This is a genomic window from Pseudoxanthomonas mexicana, from assembly GCF_001556105.1.
Taxonomy (GTDB): domain Bacteria; phylum Pseudomonadota; class Gammaproteobacteria; order Xanthomonadales; family Xanthomonadaceae; genus Pseudoxanthomonas_A; species Pseudoxanthomonas_A mexicana_A.
Map to the genome: position 1 here is coordinate 114,710 of NZ_LSIF01000027.1, position 18,678 is coordinate 133,387.

Here is an 18,678-nt window from a genome sequence, read left to right on the forward strand (position 1 = left end):
CTGGGACTTCAGTGGCGGATGGGAACGCTGGCGATACGCAGTTTCGGCGAGCGCGGCGGGAAAGCCAGGCCGTAGTCGCCCTGGTCCAGCGTGAGATTGGGGTTGTAGGCAACGTCGTCGTGCAGCAGGTCGCCCCAGCGCCATTTCATGGCATGCACTTCCGCGGCGAAGCGCGCCTGTTTCTCGGGCGAATCCTCGCTGCCACGGCTCGCCGACTCGTGGTGGTAGAGCTCTGCATACGGCGTCCATACGTTGCGGTAGCCCGCCTGCAACAGACGGAGACAGAAGTCGATGTCATTGAAGGCGACCGGCAGTGCCTCGTCGAAGCCACCAACTTCTTCGAAGATTTCCCTTCGCACGACCATGCAGGCGGCGGTCACTGCACTCATGTTCTGGGCGACCCAGGCACGCGCCATGTACCCCGGCGCGCCACGTCCCATGCGGGTGTACACATGACCAGCGACACCTCCCAGGCCCAGTACTACACCGGCATGCTGGATCGTGTCGTCCGGATAGTAGAGCATCGCGCCGATGGCCCCCGCATCGCGCTGCGCGGCACGTGCCACCAGTTCGTGCAGCCAGGATCGGTTGATGACTTCGGTATCGTTGTTCAACAGGCACAGCACGCTGCCCTCGGCATGGCGGACGCCATGGTTGACGATGGCCGAGAAATTGAACGGGATCGGATAGTCCAGCACACGGACATTGGGGGCCTTGTGCAGTTCCTTCAGCAGTTGGCGCGCGTCGGGATCCAGGCTGCCGTTGTCCACCACGATGACTTCGAAATCAGGGTAGTCGGTCTTGTCCAGTACGCTGCGCACGCACAGGGAGAGCAGGTCGGCACGGTCCTTCGTTGGAATGATCACGCTGACTCTGGGTGGGGTCGTGGGCAGTGCCAGCAGGGTGCGATAGCAGCCAGGATTCAACGTCTCCACGACACCGTCGCGCCGAATGCGCTGCAAGTGCTCGCTCACGGCGCGCCGCCCCGCCTCCGAGGCATAGCTCTTCTGGTCGCCGCCGAGCGCCGTCGATCCCTCGATTGCGCGCCAGTGGTACAGCACCCGGGGGATATGGCAGATCTGCTCAGGAAGGAGGACCTCGGTGCACCTGAGGACCAGGTCATGGTCCTGGGAGCCTTCGAAGCCAGCGCGCAACAAGCCGACCTGCGCGAGCAGGCTCGTCTCCACCACCATCAAATGGCAGATGTAGTTCTGGGAGCGAAGCAGTTCCGGATTCCAGCCAGGCTTGAAATGCGGCTCGAAACGACGACCCGACGCATCGATCTTGTCCTCGTCGCTGTAAAGCAACCTGGCCTGCGGATGCTCCTTGAGCGCCACCACGACCTGATGGAGCGCATCTGCGCTCAGCTCATCGTCGTGGTCAAGGAATGCCACATGGCTGCCAGAAGCCAGGGCAAGCGCACTATTCGTGGCCTCGCTGATGTGGCCGTTCTGCTCGCGCGCGACGACTTTGATACGTGCGTCCTCTCGCACAAAGGCGGCAAGACACTCGGCAACCCGTGCATCGGACGAAGCGTCATCCGCAATGCAGAGCTCCCAGTTCTCGTAGGTCTGCCCGCGAACACTGTCGATGCAACGCCGGAGAAAGGTCAGCGGGGTGTTGTAGACGGGAAGCACCACTGAAATCAGTGGGCCGCTCTCGAGCTGGCCTGCGTTGACACGCGCCAGCTCCAGTCCCCCTCCCTTGAGGGGGTCGAAATGGTCCAGCCACTGCAGATAGCCGCCGGAAGCATGGCGTGATGCGCCGTAGTAGTTGTGTACCAACTCATCGACGGCGGAACTCAGTCCTTGCCGCCCGACGCTCCTGAAGAACGCGACGCAGCGGGCCAAAAGCGCCTTCGTCGAGTGGGCCTGACCTTCGCTGGACGGATCAACGCCTTGCAAGAGCATCCAGAGCGCATGTGGCCGGGCAATGCGGCGAAACTTCATCTCACCTGCCCGAAAACGAGCCGGCCTGATGGTCGGATCGAACCTGAGGGCGCGCAGAGGCCGGCTGATCAGAACCAAAGCCTTAATCCGCCCCAGGGCATCAGGCTGCGGCAGTGGAATGCGCGTCGCTTCGCTGCAACCGCCACCGTAATCCGGATACAGACAGGGGCGCTGTATGCCACCACCCGTGACTTGCAGGAGGACATGCATCACGTACCAGCCCGGTACCAGCGCATGGATGCCGTAGTCGGGATCCACCCGGAATTGCGGGTCGTCACCTTCAGCCGCGTACTCCGTGGCCTCGGATGAAACGGCATGGGCCAGAAGCTGCAGGAGCGGGGTCAGCCGTACGCTGACGGGTGCCACCCAGGAAGATCGCCAAAAACGCAAAGACATGATTCTCGCGGGCTGACCGTCACTGGCGCCCCCTGCTCCCCGGAAGTGCGGGGCGTCCTCCCCGACAGTCAGATGTGACAATGTTTATTGAGGGTTCGTCATGGGACAGTCATAAAGGACATGCCCGTGCGTTAGACGGTGACTTTTCCATATAATTAACAATTGTGAAGGAGTCACGCGCATGACCGAGGTGGACCAACACGACGCCCGTGTCGTCTGGCAGGGCAAGTACCAGCGAATGATGGTGCGTGGCACGTGGGAGTACGTGGAGCGCGCGCATACGGGAGGACTGGCCGCGATCATCATCGCGGTGACCCCGGACGACGACGTGCTGTTCGTCGAACAGTTCCGCGTACCGCTGCAGGCGCGCACCATCGAGATGCCGGCGGGCCTGGTTGGCGACATCCATGCGGACGAGTCGATCGAAGTATCCGCGGTGCGCGAGCTGGAAGAAGAAACCGGCTGGACCGCCGATCATGCAGAGGTGCTGATGATCGGCCCGACGTCGTCAGGCAGCAGCAGCGAGCGGATCGCGTTCGTCCGCGCCACCGGTCTGCGCAAGGTGGGCGAAGGCGGTGGCGATGGCGACGAGGACATCACCGTGCACGCGGTTCCCCGCACGGACGCGGCCGCGTGGCTGGCGCAGAAGATCGGCGAAGGCTACGAACTGGATGCCAAGCTCTGGGCCGGGCTGTGGATGATCGACCACACGCTCGATGGTACGCCGCGCGACTGACGCAGGTCAGGCCGCCTTCACCGCATAGCCGGCCAGTCGCCAGATGCCGCCGTCTTCATGGCGGAGGGTCACGGTTTCACGGTGCGGCAGGCGACCGCTGCCGAAGTTCACCGAGAACTCCACGACCGCGTACGTGCCCGGCTGCCAGCGCGAACGCGGGTTGGGCCGATCGACGCGGACCGCGGTCCAACGCCGCGCCGTGCCGCGCCCCAACACGTGATGACGATGCGTGAGCTGGCCCATGAAGGACTCCTTCGGCATGGTCCCGCGCATCATGTCGGACGCAGCGGTCCACAGCGTGTCGTGCTGGCCCTGCTCGATGGCATTGATGAAGCGCATGGCCGCCATGCCGAGCCGGGGGATGTCGACATCCTCCAGTCCGATCTTCGTTGCGCCCGTGTCCGCCGCCACTTCCGTCATCGCCCTGCCGCCCTTCATCCGGTTGCGTCGCAGCGCACGTGGCCGCGACATGTCTCCGGATGGTTCGCATCGATGCCCTGCCACCGGACACGGCATGCCGCGCAGCAGCGGATTCTGTGGATCAGGCCAGGGTTTGGCGGAAAAACGCGAGCGTCCACTGCCAGGACAGCTCAGCCGCCGTCTGGTCGTAACGCGGCGTGGTGTCGTTGTGGAAACCGTGGTTTGCGCCCGGATAGACGTGCGCGGTGTACGCGACGCCGGCCGCTTTCAACTGCTGCTCATACGCCGGCCAGCCGGCGTTGACGCGGGTATCCATCTCCGCGAATTGCAGCAACAGCGGCGCCCTGATGCGGGCCGCCTCTTCCGCCGACGGCTGGCCGCCGTAATAAGGCACGCCGGCATCGACGATGTCGGGCAGCCGTGAGGCGAGCAGGCTGGTCACCAGCCCGCCAAAACAGAAGCCGACCACGCCGAGCTTGCCGTTATTGCGCGGCAAAGCGTGGGCGAAGCGCGTGGCGGCTTCGAGATCGGCGATTACCTTGGTGCGATCCAGCGTGGCCTGCATCTCGCGACCACTGTCATCGTTGCCCGGATATCCCCCGAGCGGATACAGCGCGTCCGGCGCAAACGCGCTGAACCCCGCCACCGCCAGCCGGCGCGCGACGTCTTCGATGTACGGATTGAGCCCGCGGTTCTCGTGCACCACCAGCACGACGGGATAGCGTCCTTCCGCACGCGGCATCGCCAGCAGGCCACGCCCTTCGCCATGGCCTTCCGGCGCGGGAAACGTGCGGTACACCGTGGTGATGCGCGGATCGTCCGCGGCGACCTGCGTGGCGAACGCGTACTGTGGCGTCAGCGCGGCCAGCAACGCGGCGGCCGTGGTGCCACCGACAGCGAACTGCGCCGCTCCGGCCAGGAAGCCGCGCCGGTCGACGCTGCCGTGCACGTAGTCGTCGTACAGGTCGAGCACGCGCTGGTCGAACGCGACAGCTTCTTTGCGATGTCCTTCCATCGTGCGCTCCCTGCAACGGTCTGGTGAAGTAGCCTCAGGCGAATGCGTCGGTCGCGCGCACCAGCGCGTCGACGTTCTCGGCCTCGAACGCGGAATGCCCGGATGCCGGCGTGATCTCGAGTTTCGCCTTCGGCCACGCCTTATGCAGTTCCCATGCGTTGGCGATCGGGCAGACCACGTCGTAGCGGCCGTGCACGATGACGCCCGGGATGTCTGCGATGCGCGAGGCATCGCGCAGCAACTGGTCTTCGACCTCGAAGAAGCCGCCATTGACGAAGTAGTGGTTCTCGATGCGCGCGAACGCCAGCGCGAACTCCGGCTCTTCGTGGCCGCTGACGAAATCCGCATCCACGTGCAGGAAGCTGGTCGCGCCTTCCCACACGCTCCAGGCCTTCGCGGCGGCCAGGCGGGTGGCCTCGTCGTCGGAGGTGAGGCGGCGATGGAAGGCCGAGATCAGGTCGTGGCGCTCGACCGACGGGATCGCGGTGACGTAGTGTTCCCACGCATCCGGGAACAGGCGGCTGGCGCCTTCCTGGTAGAACCATTCCAGTTCCCAGCGGCGCAGCATGAAGATGCCGCGAAGCACCAGTTCGGTGACGCGTTGCGGATGCGTTTCGGCGTAGGCCAGCGCCAGCGTCGAACCCCAGCTGCCGCCGAACACCTGCCAGCGATCGATGCCGATCGTCTCGCGCAGCTTCTCGATATCGGCGACCAGGTCCCACGTGGTGTTATCGACCAGGTCCGCATGCGGCGTGGACCGGCCGGAACCGCGCTGGTCGAACAGCACGATGCGGTACTTGGCCGGATCGTGGAAGCGGCGCATCTTCGGACTGCAGCCGGCACCCGGGCCACCATGCAGCAGCACGACCGGCTTGCCCTGCGGGTTGCCGCACTGTTCGTAGTACAGCGTATGGCGGTCGTCGACCTTCAACGTGCCGGTGTCGAAGGGCTCAAGCTCGGGGTACAGCGTGCGCATGGGCGGCATATCCTGGACGAAAGCGACAGTCTAGCGGCTGCGGTCTTGCCCTTCCGTTACGCGCCCGAGGGTCACCCGGTCGCGCTGTTCGAGGTCGGTTTCGGTGGCGACATCGACGAAGTCCGCTGCGATCAACAGCGCGCGGATCGCCTCGCCCTGGTCCCAGCCGTGCTCCAGCAGCAGCCAGCCGCCGGGCACGAGGTGCGACGGCGCGAGGGCGACGATCTCGCGGATGGCATCCAGGCCATCGGCACCGGACGACAGCGCCGTCGGCGGCTCAAAACGCAGGTCGCCCTTGCCCAGGTGCGGATCACCGTCCGCGATGTACGGCGGATTGCTGGCGATCAGGTCGAAGCGTTCGCCGGCCAGCGGTGCCAGCCAGCTGCCATGGCAGAACACGACGTTGGCGATGCGGTTCGCGCCAGCGTTCGCCTGCGCGATGTGCAGAGCCTCTTCGCTGACATCGGTCGCGACGACCTGCACCAATGGCCGCTCGCTCGCCAGCGCCAGTGCGATGGCACCGCTGCCCGTCCCGAGGTCGGCGATGCGCAGCGGACGGTCGTCCGGCAACCGCTCCAGCGCCAGTTCGACGAGCCGTTCCGTTTCCGGACGCGGGATCAGCGTGGCCGGCGAGACCTGCAGGTCCAGGGTCCAGAATCCGCGCCGGCCCAGCAGGTAGGCCAGCGGCTCACCCGCGGCGCGACGGGTCAGCAACGCATCGAAGGCTGACGCCTCGCGCTCCAGCAACGGATCGTCGCCGTGCGCGAACAGCCAGGCCCGGTCGCGCTCCAGCACGTGCAGCAACAGGTGCTCCGCCTCGTGGCGGGCATCCGGGCCGGACAGCCGCTCCGCGGCGGCGCGCAGGGCCAGGTCGAGTCGGACGGTAGGCAGGTCGGCAGGCATCGCCGCGCATGGTACCGGCCCGGACGCCACCCGACGCGGCCAGGTCATCGCAGCGCACCATCATGGTGCCCTATGGCGTATGGACGTCGATGACCCGCCAGAATGGTGATCACTGGCGTCGTAAGGTCTTCACCCCCGCGTCGCGGGCGTAAACCCATAGGGCGTCTGGATCGCTGACGGCCGCATCTGTGGACCATCAAGTCATTGATAAGTAACAACTTAACCCTCATGTAGCCCTTACTCGCTTCCCAGCCGGGCACACAGAACGTCATTTCGATAGTCAAAAACTATCTATCCAATTCCATCAATCGATTTGAGATATCAATAGTCCCTGCCTACCATGGCGCCATCGCTTCACCACACCCACTCCACTCACGAGGATCTTCCATGTCCCTGATCAACACTGCGGTCCAGCCGTTCAAGACCACCGCCTTCCACAACGGCGAATTCGTCGAAGTCACCGACGGCACCCTGAAGGGCAAGTGGTCGGTCCTGATCTTCATGCCGGCCGCCTTCACCTTCAATTGCCCGACCGAAGTGGAAGACGCCGCCGCCAACTACGCCGAGTTCCAGAAGGCCGGCGCCGAGGTCTACATCGTCACCACCGACACGCACTTCTCGCACAAGGTGTGGCACGAAACTTCCCCGGCCGTGGGCAAGGCCCAGTTCCCGCTGGTCGGCGACCCGACCCACCAGCTGACCCGCGCCTTCGGCGTGCACATCGAGGAAGAAGGCCTGGCCCTGCGCGGCACCTTCGTCATCAATCCGGAAGGCGTCATCAAGACCGCCGAAGTGCACAGCAACGAGATCGCCCGTGACGTGTCGGAAACCCTGCGCAAGCTGAAGGCCGCGCAGTTCACCGCCGCCAACCCCGGCCAGGTCTGCCCGGCCAAGTGGAAGGAAGGCGCGCAGACGATCGCCCCGTCGCTGGACCTGGTCGGCAAGATCTAAGTCGCATCGCATTACCGGCGCATCCGCCCTCCGGATGCGCCTGATCGACCCGCTTCACGTCACCTCCGGGCCGCTGGCCCGGAGGCCGACCCGGACGTTTGCAGCAGCGGCATGCGCCGCTCGCCGGTTCCCCCCTCCCTGGCCGGCGCCTCTCTCCCCCCGGCGCATGCCGCTCCTGCAAACGCCTGACCTTCTTCCCCGATTCCCTTCCCAGAATCCCCTCCACGGAGACGTTCGCCATGCTGGACGCCAATCTGAAGACGCAGCTCAAGGCCTACCTGGAAAAGGCCGTGCGTCCGATCCACATCACCGCGCAGTTGGACGACAGCGCCAGCTCGGCCGAGCTGCAGGCACTGCTGCGCGACCTGCAGGACGCGTCCGACAAGATCAGCGTCACCGAACAGCGCGGCGGCGACCGCACGCCGTCGTTCGCACTGACCTCGCCCGACCAGGACATCCACCTGACCTTCGCCGGACTGCCGATGGGCCACGAATTCACCTCGCTGGTGCTGGCGCTGCTGCAGGTTGGTGGCCATCCGTCGAAGCTGGCGCAGGACGTGATCGAACAGATTCGCGATCTCGACGGCGATTATCGGTTCGAGACCTATTTCTCGCTGACCTGCCAGAGCTGCCCGGACGTGGTGCAGGCGCTGAACCTGATGAGCGTGCTCAACCCGCGCATCCAACACGTCGCCATCGATGGCGCGCTGTTCCAGCAGGAAGTCGAGGCGCGCGAAGTGCTGTCGGTGCCCTTCATCTTCCTCAACGGCGAGGTGTTCGGTGCGGGCCGCATGGGCGTGCCGGAGATCCTCGCCAAGCTCGACACCAACTCGGCGGCGCGTGCGGCGGCGAAGATCGCGGCCAAGGACGCGTTCGACGTGCTGGTCGTCGGCGGCGGCCCCGCCGGCGCAGCCGCGGCGATCTATGCCGCGCGCAAGGGCATCCGCACCGGTGTGGCAGCCGAGCGTTTCGGCGGGCAGGTACTGGACACGATGGCGATCGAGAACTTCATCTCGGTGCCCTACACCGAAGGCCCGAAGCTGGCCGCGGCGCTGGAGCAACACGTCAGGGATTACCAGGTCGACGTGATGAACCTGCAGCGCGCGGAGAAGCTGGTGCCTGCCGGCAATGATGGCCTGGTGGAAGTGCAGCTCGCCAATGGCGCGTCGCTGAAATCGAAGACCGTCATCCTCTCCACCGGTGCGCGCTGGCGACAGATGAACGTTCCCGGCGAGAACGACTACCGCAACAAGGGTGTGGCCTACTGCCCGCACTGCGATGGTCCGCTGTTCAAGGGCAAGCGCGTGGCGGTGATTGGCGGCGGCAACTCCGGCGTGGAAGCGGCGATCGACCTGGCCGGCATCGTGGCGCACGTGACGCTGATCGAGTTCGACAGCCAGCTGCGCGCCGACGACGTGTTGCAGCGCAAGCTGCGCAGCCTGCCGAACGTGCGCATCGTCACCAGCGCACAGACCACCGAGGTGCTCGGCGACGGCGCCAAGGTCAGCGGCCTGGTCTACAAGGACCGCACGGGCGGTGACACGCACCGCGTGGAACTCGAAGGCGTCTTCGTGCAGATCGGCCTGCTGCCGAACACCGAATGGCTGAAGGGCGTGGTCGACTTGAGTCCGCGCGGCGAGATCATCGTCGACGACCGTGGCCAGACCAGCGTGCCGGGCGTGTTCGCTGCTGGCGATGCGACGACGGTGCCGTACAAGCAGATCGTCATCGCCATGGGCGAAGGCTCGAAGGCCGCGCTGAGCGCGTTCGACCACCTGATCCGCACGTCGGCACCGGTGGAAACCCCGGACGCGGTCGCGGCATGATGCAGGGGTGCGGGCCGCACGCCGGTCCGCACCGCGTCGTACGCCATGCGGTTCCCTGAGGGAGGAGTCCGATGAACCTGCGCGATCTCAAGTACCTGGTGGCCCTGGCCGACCACAAGCATTTCGGCCGCGCCGCCGCGGCTTGCTACGTCAGCCAGCCCACGCTGTCGACGCAGATCAAGAAGCTGGAAGACGAACTCGGCGTGCCACTGGTCGAGCGTGCGCCGCGCAAGGTCATGCTGACGCCGGCCGGTCGCGACGCCGCCGATCGCGCGCGCCGCATCGTCGCCGAGGTCGAACAGATGAAGGAGGCTGCGCGCCGCAGCCAGGATCCGGAAGCCGGCACCGTCCGCCTCGGCCTGTTCCCCACGCTGGGGCCCTACCTGTTGCCGCATGTCGTGCCGCGCCTGCGTGCGCGCTTCCCGCACCTGGAGCTGCTGCTGGTCGAGGAGAAGAGCGACGTGCTGCTGTCGCGTCTGCGCGAGGGCAAGCTGGATGCGGGCCTGCTCGCGCTCCCGGTGACCGACGACCAGCTGCATACCGAATTCCTGTTCGAGGAGCCGTTCGTACTCGCCGTGCCCGAGTCGCACCCACTGGCGCAGCGCGAATCACTGACGCTGGCCGAACTGTCGCAACAGCAGTTGCTGTTGCTGGAAGATGGCCACTGCCTGCGCGAGCAGGCACTGGATGTGTGCCGCCTGGCCGGTGCCAACGAGAAGTCGGAGTTCCGCGCCACCAGCCTGGAAACGCTGCGGCAGATGGTGGCGGCCGACGTCGGCATCACGCTGTTGCCCACCTTGGCGGTCAAGCCGCCGGTCGCGCGTTCGGAGAACATCCACCTGCTCGGCTTCAGCGATTCGCATCCGAGCCGGCAGATTGCGATGGTATGGCGCAAGAGCTCGGCGATGAGCGAATTCCTGCTGCAGCTCGCGCAGGTGTTCCGTGAGCTGCCACCCAGCCTGTTCGAGCCGGATCCGCCGACCCATGGCACGCCTGCGAACCCGACACGCGCCGCTGAACCGCCACGGCCGCACATGGCTTGAAGCGCTGGCGCTTCCGGGCTACGGTAGGCGCGCAAACAGAGATCCGATGGGCGACGCCGCAACGCGTCGCCCGTTTCTTTTTTGCGCTACCCAAACCTGGAGAACATCACGATGAACCACACCCGCACCAGCGGCCTGCCGCCCTCCCCGCCCGCCCTCGTCATTTCCAGTCGCGACCTGTCGCGCCTTGAAGCCCTGCTCGACACGCCCGTGCTGCGCCGGCACCCCGCCGCACTCGCGCTGGTGGATGAGTTGAACCGCGCCGACGTGCGCGCGCCGGACGACATGCCGGACAACGTGGTGACGATGCATTCGCGGGTCGAATGCGACGACGAGCTCACCGGCGAACACCATCGCCTGACCCTGGTGTATCCCCACGAAGCGAACGTCGAGACCGGCCGTGTCTCCGTCCTCGCGCCGGTGGGCAGTGCCTTGCTGGGGCTGTCGGTCGGACAGACGATCGACTGGCATGCGCCCGGCAACCGGCCGTTGCGGCTTCGCGTCACCGCGATCGACTACCAGCCAGAAGCCAGCGGCGACCTGCACCGCTGAGTACATCGGCGCTATCGCCACAATCCATGAAAACCATCGTCCCGTGCCGGGTCCCGCTGCGCGGGACAAGGCATACTTGTCGCCCGATTCCCCCGCATCGACTGCCATGACCGACACCTCCAAGCTCCAGCAACTGCGCGACCTGTCCGTGGTCGTCGCCGACACCGGCGACTACGACGCCATCAAGCGCCTCAAGCCGGTCGATTGCACGACCAATCCGACCCTGGTGAAGAAGGCGCTGGACCTGCCGGTGTACGCGGATCTGATCGAAGAACAGCTGGCCTGGGCACGTGCGCAGGGCGGTGGCGAGGACCTCGTCGACGAGGTCGTCGATCGCCTGACCATCGGCGTCGGCGCGAAGCTTGCCGGCCTGATCCCCGGCCGTGTCTCCACCGAGGTCGACGCCGACCAGGCCTACGACACCACGGCCACCGTCGCCAAAGCGCGCAAGTTCGTGCAGATGTACGCCGACCAGGGCATCGGCCGCGATCGCATCCTGATCAAGGTCGCCTCCACGTGGGAAGGCGTGGAAGCCGCGCGCGAACTGCAGGCCGAAGGCATCGACTGCAACCTGACGCTGATCTTCAACCAAGCACAGGCCATCGCCTGCGCCGAAGCAGGCGCGTTCCTGATCTCGCCGTTCGTGGGCCGCATCCTCGACTGGTACGTGGCCAACGGCCAGACCCCGGCGACCATCGATGAAGACCCGGGCGTGGTGTTCGTGCGCGGCGTCTATGCCGAGTTCAAGCGCCGCGGCTCACGGACCGTCGTGATGGGCGCGTCGTTCCGTTCCACCGCGCAGATCGAAGCACTGGCGGGTTGCGATCGCCTGACCATTTCGCCCGATCTGCTGGAGAAGCTGGACCAGGACCACGGCGAGCTGCCGCGCAAGCTGTCCCCGGGTGCGGTGGAAGCGGTGAATGCGGCGCCGGTGACGGCCAACAGTTTCGCTGCCGCCATCGAAGCCGACCCGATGGCGAAGGAGAAGCTGGCCACGGGCATCGAGATCTTCGCCAAGGACCTGACCGCGCTGCGCACGACCATCCGCGAGAAGCTGGCGGCGAACTGACGTATCCAAAACACCGCGCGCCGTCATGGCGCGCGGTGGTCGATCAGGCTTCGAGGCCGATCGGACAGCTCACGCCCGTGCCACCGAGGCCGCAATAGCCGTTCGGATTCTTCGCCAGGTACTGCTGGTGATAGTCCTCGGCGTAATAGAACGGCGGCGCCGGATACACGATCTCGGTGGTGATGGCACCGTAGCCGGCTGCCTTCAGCTGCTGCTGGTAGGCCAGCAGGCTGGCCTCGGCGATAGCCTTATGCTCCGGCGTATGAGCATGGATGCCGGACCGATACTGGGTGCCGACATCGTTGCCCTGGCGCATGCCCTGGGTGGGATCGTGGCTTTCCCAGAACACCTGCAGCAGACGCTCGAACGACACCTGCGCCGGGTCGTAGACCACGCGCACCACTTCGTTGTGCCCGGTCTGGCCGGAACAGACTTCCTCGTAGGTCGCGTTCGGCGTGCCACCACCGGCATAGCCGACGGACGTGCTGTACACGCCGGGCACGCTCCAGAACTTGCGCTCCGCGCCCCAGAAGCAGCCCAGGCCGAATTCGACCTGCTGCAGCCCATCGAAGGCATCACGCAAGGGATGTCCGTTGACGAAATGCACGTTGTGCAGCGGCAGCGGCGCGCTGCGTCCCGGCAGCATGTCGTCCTCGCGCGGCATGCGCTGCTTGTAGGCTCCGATACCCAGCATGGCGAACCTCGTGGTCGTGGGGCGACGGATCAGGCGGGCAGGATGCCGACGCCTTCGTCGTCGCCTTCCAAGATGGGGCCGTCGTCGCGCGATTCCAGTCCCAGTGCCCGCACGACAGCTTCCGCTTCAGGAAACGCCGCGTCCGGCACGCAGACACGCAGTACGCCGAACAGCGGCAGCTCGCCCATGCCGCCCAGCAGGGACTCGCCGAACACGAAGGCGGGAATCTCCACCTCTTCCAGCGCGTGCTTTACCAAGTGGGCGTCGAACAGGTTGTCGGCCAGATAGACCACGCGCATGGATGTGTCCTCCGTGGTCCAGCCTACACCGGCACTCCCACGAGGATGACCGCGCTGCCGGAAACAGCGCCATGGCTGTTCAGGATGAGCCAGTCCGGACGCCGGACCGGCTAAACTTGCGGTTTCCCACGTTCCCGCGCCCTGCCGATGTCCGACGCTGCCCCCGCTCCCGACACCCTTCCGGAAAAGAAGGATTTCATCCGCCAGATCGTCCGCGAGGACCTGGCCACGGGCCGCCACGCATCGGTGAAGACGCGCTTCCCGCCGGAGCCCAACGGCTATCTGCACATCGGCCATGCCAAGGCGATCTGCCTGGATTTCGGCATCGCCGGCGAGTTCGGCGGCGTCTGCAACCTGCGCCTGGACGACACCAACCCGGCCAAGGAAGACCCCGAGTACGTCCGCGCGATCCAGGACGACGTGCGCTGGCTGGGCTTCGACTGGCACGACCTGCGCCACGCCTCGGACTATTTCGAGGTGCTGTATCTGGCCGGCGAGAAGCTGATCCGCCAGGGCGACGCCTTCGTCTGCGACCTGAGCGCGGACGAAGTGCGCGAGTACCGCGGCACGCTGACCGAGCCGGGCCGCAACTCGCCCTACCGCGGCCGCAACGTCGAAGAGAACCTGGACCTGTTCCGCCGCATGCGTGCGGGTGAGTTCGCGGACGGCGCGCGCACGCTGCGTGCCAAGATCGACATGGCCAGCGGCAACATCAACCTGCGCGACCCGGCGCTGTACCGCATCAAGCACATCGAGCACCAGAACACCGGCAACGACTGGCCGATCTACCCGATGTACGACTACGCGCACTCGCTGAGCGACGCCGTGGAAGGCATCACCCACTCGCTGTGCACGCTGGAATTCGAAGACCACCGCCCGCTGTACGACTGGTGCGTGGACAAGGTGGACCTGGCCGGTTCGCCGGAGCTGATCGCACCGCTGCTGGCCAAGGGCCTGCCGAAGGAAGCCAGCAAGCCGCGCCAGATCGAGTTCTCGCGCCTGAACTTCAACTACCTGGTGATGAGCAAGCGCAAGCTGCTGGCGATGGTCACCGACCACCTCGTCGATGGCTGGGACGATCCGCGCATGCCGACGCTGCAGGGCATCCGCCGTCGCGGCTATACGCCCGCCGCGCTGCGCCTGATGGTCGACCGCGTGGGCATCAGCAAGCAGAACTCGCTGCTGGACATCTCGATCCTGGAAGGCGCGCTGCGCGAGGACCTGGACGCCGCCGCGCCGCGTCGCATGGGCGTCATCGATCCGGTGAAGCTGGTGCTGGTCAACCTGCCGGTCGGTCACGAAGAAACACTGACGTTCTCCAACCACCCGAAGGACGAGGCGTTCGGCCAGCGCAGCGTGCCGTTCTCGCGCGAGCTGTGGATCGAGCGCGAGGACTTCGAGGAAGTGCCGCCGAAGGGTTTCAAGCGCCTGACCACCGGCGGTGAAGTGCGCCTGCGCGGGGCCGGCATCGTGCGCTGCGACGAGGTGATCAAGAACGACGCCGGCGAAATCGTCGAGCTGCGCGGCTGGCTGGATCCGGAATCGCGCCCCGGCATGGCCGGCGCCGAGCGCAAGATCAAGGGCACGATCCACTGGGTCAGCGCGCAGCATGCGGTCGCCGCGGATATCCGCCTGTACGACCGCCTGTTCACCGTGCCGAACCCGGACGACGAATCGGAAGGCAAGACCTACCGCGACTACATGAACCCGGAGTCTCGCCGTACGGTGACCGGCTACGTGGAGCCTGCGGCGGCCAGCGCGGCACCCGAGCAGTCGTTCCAGTTCGAACGTACCGGGTATTTCGTCACCGACCGCTACGACCACACGCCGGCGCGCCCCGTGTTCAACCGCAGCGTGACCCTGCGCGACACCTGGGCGACCAAGGCCTGATACCGGCGGCTTTCACCGCCCGTTGAGGCGGTGGCCGGCAGGCTGGCGCGCACCACCACCGAGGAAGGAGTCCGCCATGTCCCGCATCGCGCTGCGCCTGCTGCCTGCCCTGCTGTCCTGCCTGTTCCTGTTCGCGCTGACGGGTTGCGCCGCACCGGCGTCCTCCGGTGGCACGGCTGCCGAGCCGCCTGCATCGACGCCGGCGCCCAAGCCGACTGGCGGGAACCTGCCCCCGCGGGAAGCCGGTGCGATCACCGTCGACTACGCCTGCAAGAGCAGTGCGGACTGCGCGGTGAAGAATGTCGGCAACTGCTGCGGTGCGATGCCGGCCTGCGTCAACAAGAACAGCCCCACCGACCCGCAAGGCGTGCAGGCGCAATGCGCCGCCAGCGGCCGCATGGGCGTCTGCGGCTTTGCCGACGTGACTGCCTGCCAGTGCGTCAGTGGTCGCTGCGAATCCGACTCCTCCGTCGCCAAGTTGCCTGCCCAGTAATGCTCTACCAGCAAATCCATCTGACCCTGCCCGCCTGGACCCACGACCTGATCGATCCCGCCGCGACGTACGTGAGCGACGAAGACAAGGTCGCGCTGGCCATCGACCTGTCGCGCCGCAACGTGGACGCCGGCAGCGGCGGGCCGTTCGGCGCCGTCGTGTTCGGCCCCGACCACCGCGTGATCTCGCTCGGCGTGAACCGCGTGATGCCGCATACCTGTTCGCTGGCGCATGCGGAGACCATGGCCTACATGCTGGCGCAGCAGCGCCTGCAGACCCCGCGCCTCAACGACGTGCTGGCACCGGTGGTGCTGGCGACCTCGTCGCAGCCCTGCTGCCAGTGCTACGGCGCCACCATCTGGGCCGGCATCGATCGCCTGCTGATCGGTGCACGCGCCGAGGACGTGATGGAACTGACCGAGTTCGACGAAGGCCCGCTGCCGGCGGACTGGATCGGCGAGCTCAACCGGCGCGGCATCGAGGTCGTGCGCGACGTGTGCCGCGACGATGCACGCGCCGTGCTGAAGCGCTACGGCGAACAGGGCGGCGACAAATACTGAGCATCACGCGGAGAAGCCCTGCACCGGCTTCTCCTGTACCCTGTCCTCGCGGCAGGAGCCGCAGCCATCCGCTTCACGCGACCGCGCCATGTCATCGACGACCGGCCTGCTGGCTTATTGCCGCCAGGGATTCGAACCCGAACTTGCCGCCGAACTGAGCGAGCGCGCCGCGCTGGCCGGGTTCGCCGGCTATGCGCGCGCGCAGCGCAACGACGGCCATGTCGTGTTCGTCTGCGAACAGGCAGAGGCTCTCGATCGCGCACTGCCGTGGCGCGACCTGATCTTCGCCCGGCAGAAGCTGCGCCTGCTCGCCGAACTGCGCGGCATCGATCCCAAGGACCGCATCACGCCGATCCTCGCCGCACTGTCCGGTGCCGGGCGCTACGGCGACCTGTGGGTCGAGCATCCGGACTCCGACAGCGCCAAGCCACTGGCTGGACTGGCGCGCAGTTTCGGCAATGCGCTGCGTCCCGCACTGCGCAAGGCGGGCTTTCTTACCGAGAAGGACGACGCGCGCCTGCCGCGCCTGCACGTGGTGTTCGTGCAGGGCGACCACCTGTTCCTGTGCGTCGCCGAGGGCCGCGACAGCGCACCGTGGCCGCTCGGCATCCCGCGCCTGAAGCTGCTGCCGGATGCGCCCTCGCGCTCGGCGCTGAAGCTGGAAGAAGCCTTCCTGTCGCTGCTCGACAATGCCCAGCGCGAGGCGTTGCTGAGACCCGGCATGACCGCCGCCGATCTCGGCGCAGCGCCGGGCGGCTGGACGTGGGTACTGACCCGCCACCACCTGCGCGTGACCAGCGTCGACAACGGCCCGCTGCGCGAGCACGTGCTCGCCACCGGACTGGTCGAGCACCTGCGCGCCGACGGCTTCCACTGGAAGCCGACGCAGCCGCTGGACTGGATGGTCTGCGACATGGTCGAACAGCCACGCCGTGTGGCCGAGCGGATGGCGCAGTGGTTCCGCGAAGGCTGGTGCCGGCACGCGGTGTTCAACCTCAAGCTGCCGATGAAGAAGCGCTGGGACGAAACGAAGCTGTGCCTGGAGCTGTTCGCGGACCAGGCCGGCAGGCCGCTCGACGTTCGCGCGCGCCAGCTGTACCACGACCGCGAAGAGATCACGGTGTTCGCCACACCCGGCTGACACGCACCCACACGCACGCCACCCGAGGGGAAACGGATGACCTCCTACCGCTTCATGCAGGCCACCTTCCTTCTGTTCGCCGTGGCACTGGCCGGCTGTACGCATGCGACACCTGCAGCGAGTACGGAGTCCGACGCGCTGTACGTCGCCCGTGACGTCATCGGTGACGGTGTCTTCAGTGCCGGCATCGAAGGTCCGGCGTTCGGGCCGGACGGGGCGTTGTATGCGGTCAGCTTCGGACGCGACGGCACCATCGGGCGGGTAACGTTCGACGCGCGCGGCGACGCGACGGCCGCCCTGTTCACGACGTTGCCGGCAGGCAGCACCGGCAACGGCATCCGCTTCGGCGCCGACGGCAGCATGTACATCGCCGACTACAGCGGGCACCACGTGCTGCGCATCGCACCGGGGTCCCATGACGCGACGGTGTTCGCGCGCATGCCGCAGGCGAACCAGCCCAACGACATCGCGCTCGCACCGGATGGCACGCTGTACGCCAGCGACCCGAAGTGGTCGGACAACACCGGCCAGCTGTGGCGCATCGACCGCCACGGTGCGCCGCACCTGCTCGAAGCGGGCATGGGCACGACCAATGGAGTCGAGGTGAGTCCCGACGGCAAGCGCCTGTACGTCAACGAGAGCGTGCAGCGCAACGTGTGGGCCTACGATATCCAGGCGGATGGCAGTGTCAGCAACAAGCGCCTGCTGATCGCCTTCGACGACCACGGCATGGACGGCATGCGCACCGACGTGAAGGGCAACCTCTACATCGCCCGCTACGGCGCCGGCATGGTCGCGGTGGTGTCGCCCGACGGCGCGCTGGTGCGTGAAGTGAAGCTCAAGGGACAGAAGCCGACCAACGTCGCGTTCGGAGGACCGGATGGCCGCACGGTCTTCGTCACCCTGCAGGACCGGGGCGCGATCGAGGCGTTCCGCGCCGAACACCCGGGGCGCGAAGCCGGCCTGTGACGCGGTGCCGCCGACGTCTCAGGTACTGACACCCCTGCGTGGCAAGATGCCTGCCTGATACGGAGACCGACGATGCTGCCCATCGAGCTCAAGGACCCCGCCGGTTTCGGCACCGAGTTCCTGCGACTGACCCTGCTGCAGGGCTTCCAGTCGCTGACCAAGCGCGACCTGGAACTGCTGATCTTCGTGCTGCTGGAACGCGACGGCACCATCGGCCGCGACGAATCCAACTTCACCGTCGCCGGCAAGCTGCGGGTGACGCCGGCCAAGATCAAGGCGCTGCGGCGCGACGGCTACGCCCGCTGGCGTGCGCTGGTGCCGGAAGAGCGCGACGCCGCGCTGCAGCGGATCGTCGCCAGCGCGCTGACCGAGGCCAACCTGAAATCCGGCGCGAAGCACGTCAGCGAGCGCAGCCGCAAAGAGGGTTTCCTCGCGATCCGTGTCGAGCACCCGGACGACCACCAGCAGTTCGAGCAGGCGATCCTCGATGTCGGCGCGTTGCCGGTCTACGAGCGCAACCGCGAGGTCGTGGCGGTCCGCTTCGACACCTTGCTGGCGATCGCCGAACGCTGGGGCTACCTGCAACCCGATCCCGCGGCGGTGACCGAGGCACTGAAGCGGCTGACGCCCACCTCGGAGGAAGTCGCCGACCTGCTGAAGAAGGACGTCACCAAGCTGCGTTGGCAGGATGCGCGCAACGCGCTCAACAGCCTGGGCGCCAAGGCGGTGGCCAGCACCGCCGAGGGCGGACTGAAGGGCTTGCTGAAGATCGTGTTCCCCTTCATCCCGGGCTGAT

At 66.6% G+C, this 18,678-nt stretch carries 19 protein-coding genes; 12 read left to right on the forward strand and 7 right to left on the reverse strand.

The genetic code is table 11. From position 1 onward, the window contains the following. Positions 1 to 8 precede the first annotated feature (8 nt). The gene (locus AX730_RS04585; RefSeq protein WP_083537715.1) at positions 9 to 2,345 is read right to left on the reverse strand and encodes a glycosyltransferase family 2 protein; all 2,337 of its coding nucleotides are present in this window, start codon (positions 2,343 to 2,345) and stop codon (positions 9 to 11) included. Between the two features lie 181 nt (positions 2,346 to 2,526). Between AX730_RS04585 and AX730_RS04595 the strand changes: the two genes are divergently transcribed. Further along, a complete protein-coding gene (locus AX730_RS04595) occupies positions 2,527 to 3,081 on the forward strand; it encodes an NUDIX hydrolase (protein WP_062352625.1) in 555 nt (184 codons plus the stop codon). A 6-nt stretch (positions 3,082 to 3,087) separates the two neighbouring features. Here AX730_RS04595 and AX730_RS04600 read toward each other — a convergent pair whose 3' ends face one another. The 4 genes from AX730_RS04600 to prmC form a co-directional block, all read right to left on the reverse strand. Continuing rightward, positions 3,088 to 3,552 (reverse strand): DUF4019 domain-containing protein, encoded by a 465-nt coding sequence (locus tag AX730_RS04600; protein WP_062352627.1) that lies wholly within the window; start codon positions 3,550 to 3,552, stop codon positions 3,088 to 3,090. Between the two features lie 70 nt (positions 3,553 to 3,622). Next, a complete protein-coding gene (locus AX730_RS04605) occupies positions 3,623 to 4,516 on the reverse strand; it encodes a dienelactone hydrolase family protein (protein WP_062352630.1) in 894 nt (297 codons plus the stop codon). 34 nt (positions 4,517 to 4,550) lie between these two features. Next, positions 4,551 to 5,492, reverse strand: a complete 942-nt coding sequence (gene pip / locus AX730_RS04610) for a prolyl aminopeptidase (protein ID WP_062352741.1) — start codon at positions 5,490 to 5,492, stop codon at positions 4,551 to 4,553. A 30-nt stretch (positions 5,493 to 5,522) separates the two neighbouring features. Then, positions 5,523 to 6,395 (reverse strand): peptide chain release factor N(5)-glutamine methyltransferase, encoded by an 873-nt coding sequence (gene prmC, locus AX730_RS04615; RefSeq protein ID WP_062352634.1) that lies wholly within the window; start codon positions 6,393 to 6,395, stop codon positions 5,523 to 5,525. Positions 6,396 to 6,782: 387 nt separating this feature from the next. Between prmC and ahpC the strand changes: the two genes are divergently transcribed. The 5 genes from ahpC to AX730_RS04640 all read left to right on the forward strand — a co-directional run bounded on the left by ahpC (position 6,783) and on the right by AX730_RS04640 (position 11,836). Continuing rightward, a complete protein-coding gene (gene ahpC / locus AX730_RS04620) occupies positions 6,783 to 7,346 on the forward strand; it encodes an alkyl hydroperoxide reductase subunit C (RefSeq protein ID WP_062352637.1) in 564 nt (187 codons plus the stop codon). A 239-nt stretch (positions 7,347 to 7,585) separates the two neighbouring features. Further along, the gene (gene ahpF, locus AX730_RS04625) at positions 7,586 to 9,172 is read left to right on the forward strand and encodes an alkyl hydroperoxide reductase subunit F (protein ID WP_062352640.1); all 1,587 of its coding nucleotides are present in this window, start codon (positions 7,586 to 7,588) and stop codon (positions 9,170 to 9,172) included. 71 nt (positions 9,173 to 9,243) lie between these two features. Continuing rightward, positions 9,244 to 10,215 (forward strand): DNA-binding transcriptional regulator OxyR, encoded by a 972-nt coding sequence (gene oxyR, locus AX730_RS04630; RefSeq protein WP_062352643.1) that lies wholly within the window; start codon positions 9,244 to 9,246, stop codon positions 10,213 to 10,215. A gap of 111 nt (positions 10,216 to 10,326) precedes the next feature. Further along, a complete protein-coding gene (rnk, locus tag AX730_RS04635; protein WP_062352646.1) occupies positions 10,327 to 10,767 on the forward strand; it encodes a nucleoside diphosphate kinase regulator in 441 nt (146 codons plus the stop codon). A 106-nt stretch (positions 10,768 to 10,873) separates the two neighbouring features. Next, on the forward strand, positions 10,874 to 11,836 hold the full coding sequence (locus AX730_RS04640) for a transaldolase (RefSeq protein WP_062352650.1): 963 nt from the start codon (positions 10,874 to 10,876) through the stop codon (positions 11,834 to 11,836). Positions 11,837 to 11,879: 43 nt separating this feature from the next. Here the strand turns inward: AX730_RS04640 and msrA are convergent, their stop codons facing one another. Further along, on the reverse strand, positions 11,880 to 12,530 hold the full coding sequence (gene msrA, locus AX730_RS04645; protein WP_062352653.1) for a peptide-methionine (S)-S-oxide reductase MsrA: 651 nt from the start codon (positions 12,528 to 12,530) through the stop codon (positions 11,880 to 11,882). Between the two features lie 29 nt (positions 12,531 to 12,559). Continuing rightward, the gene (locus AX730_RS04650) at positions 12,560 to 12,829 is read right to left on the reverse strand and encodes a putative signal transducing protein (protein ID WP_062352656.1); all 270 of its coding nucleotides are present in this window, start codon (positions 12,827 to 12,829) and stop codon (positions 12,560 to 12,562) included. Positions 12,830 to 12,976: 147 nt separating this feature from the next. On the opposite strand from AX730_RS04650, the gene AX730_RS04655 reads away from it, so the two are divergent. The 6 genes from AX730_RS04655 (at position 12,977) to AX730_RS04680 (ending at position 18,677) form a co-directional block, all read left to right on the forward strand. Further along, entirely contained in the window at positions 12,977 to 14,719 is a 1,743-nt protein-coding gene (locus AX730_RS04655; protein WP_062352659.1) for a glutamine--tRNA ligase/YqeY domain fusion protein, read from the forward strand. Between the two features lie 76 nt (positions 14,720 to 14,795). After that, positions 14,796 to 15,212 (forward strand): hypothetical protein, encoded by a 417-nt coding sequence (locus AX730_RS04660; RefSeq protein WP_062352663.1) that lies wholly within the window; start codon positions 14,796 to 14,798, stop codon positions 15,210 to 15,212. After that, the gene (locus tag AX730_RS04665) at positions 15,212 to 15,772 is read left to right on the forward strand and encodes a nucleoside deaminase (RefSeq protein ID WP_062352666.1); all 561 of its coding nucleotides are present in this window, start codon (positions 15,212 to 15,214) and stop codon (positions 15,770 to 15,772) included. Before AX730_RS04660 ends, AX730_RS04665 begins: the two co-directional genes overlap by 1 nt. A gap of 88 nt (positions 15,773 to 15,860) precedes the next feature. Next, positions 15,861 to 16,913 (forward strand): 23S rRNA (cytidine(2498)-2'-O)-methyltransferase RlmM, encoded by a 1,053-nt coding sequence (gene rlmM / locus AX730_RS04670; protein WP_062352668.1) that lies wholly within the window; start codon positions 15,861 to 15,863, stop codon positions 16,911 to 16,913. Between the two features lie 36 nt (positions 16,914 to 16,949). Continuing rightward, the gene (locus AX730_RS04675; protein WP_407071471.1) at positions 16,950 to 17,882 is read left to right on the forward strand and encodes an SMP-30/gluconolactonase/LRE family protein; all 933 of its coding nucleotides are present in this window, start codon (positions 16,950 to 16,952) and stop codon (positions 17,880 to 17,882) included. Positions 17,883 to 17,954: 72 nt separating this feature from the next. Further along, on the forward strand, positions 17,955 to 18,677 hold the full coding sequence (locus AX730_RS04680; RefSeq protein WP_062352671.1) for a hypothetical protein: 723 nt from the start codon (positions 17,955 to 17,957) through the stop codon (positions 18,675 to 18,677). The last annotated feature ends 1 nt before the right edge of the window (position 18,678 follow it).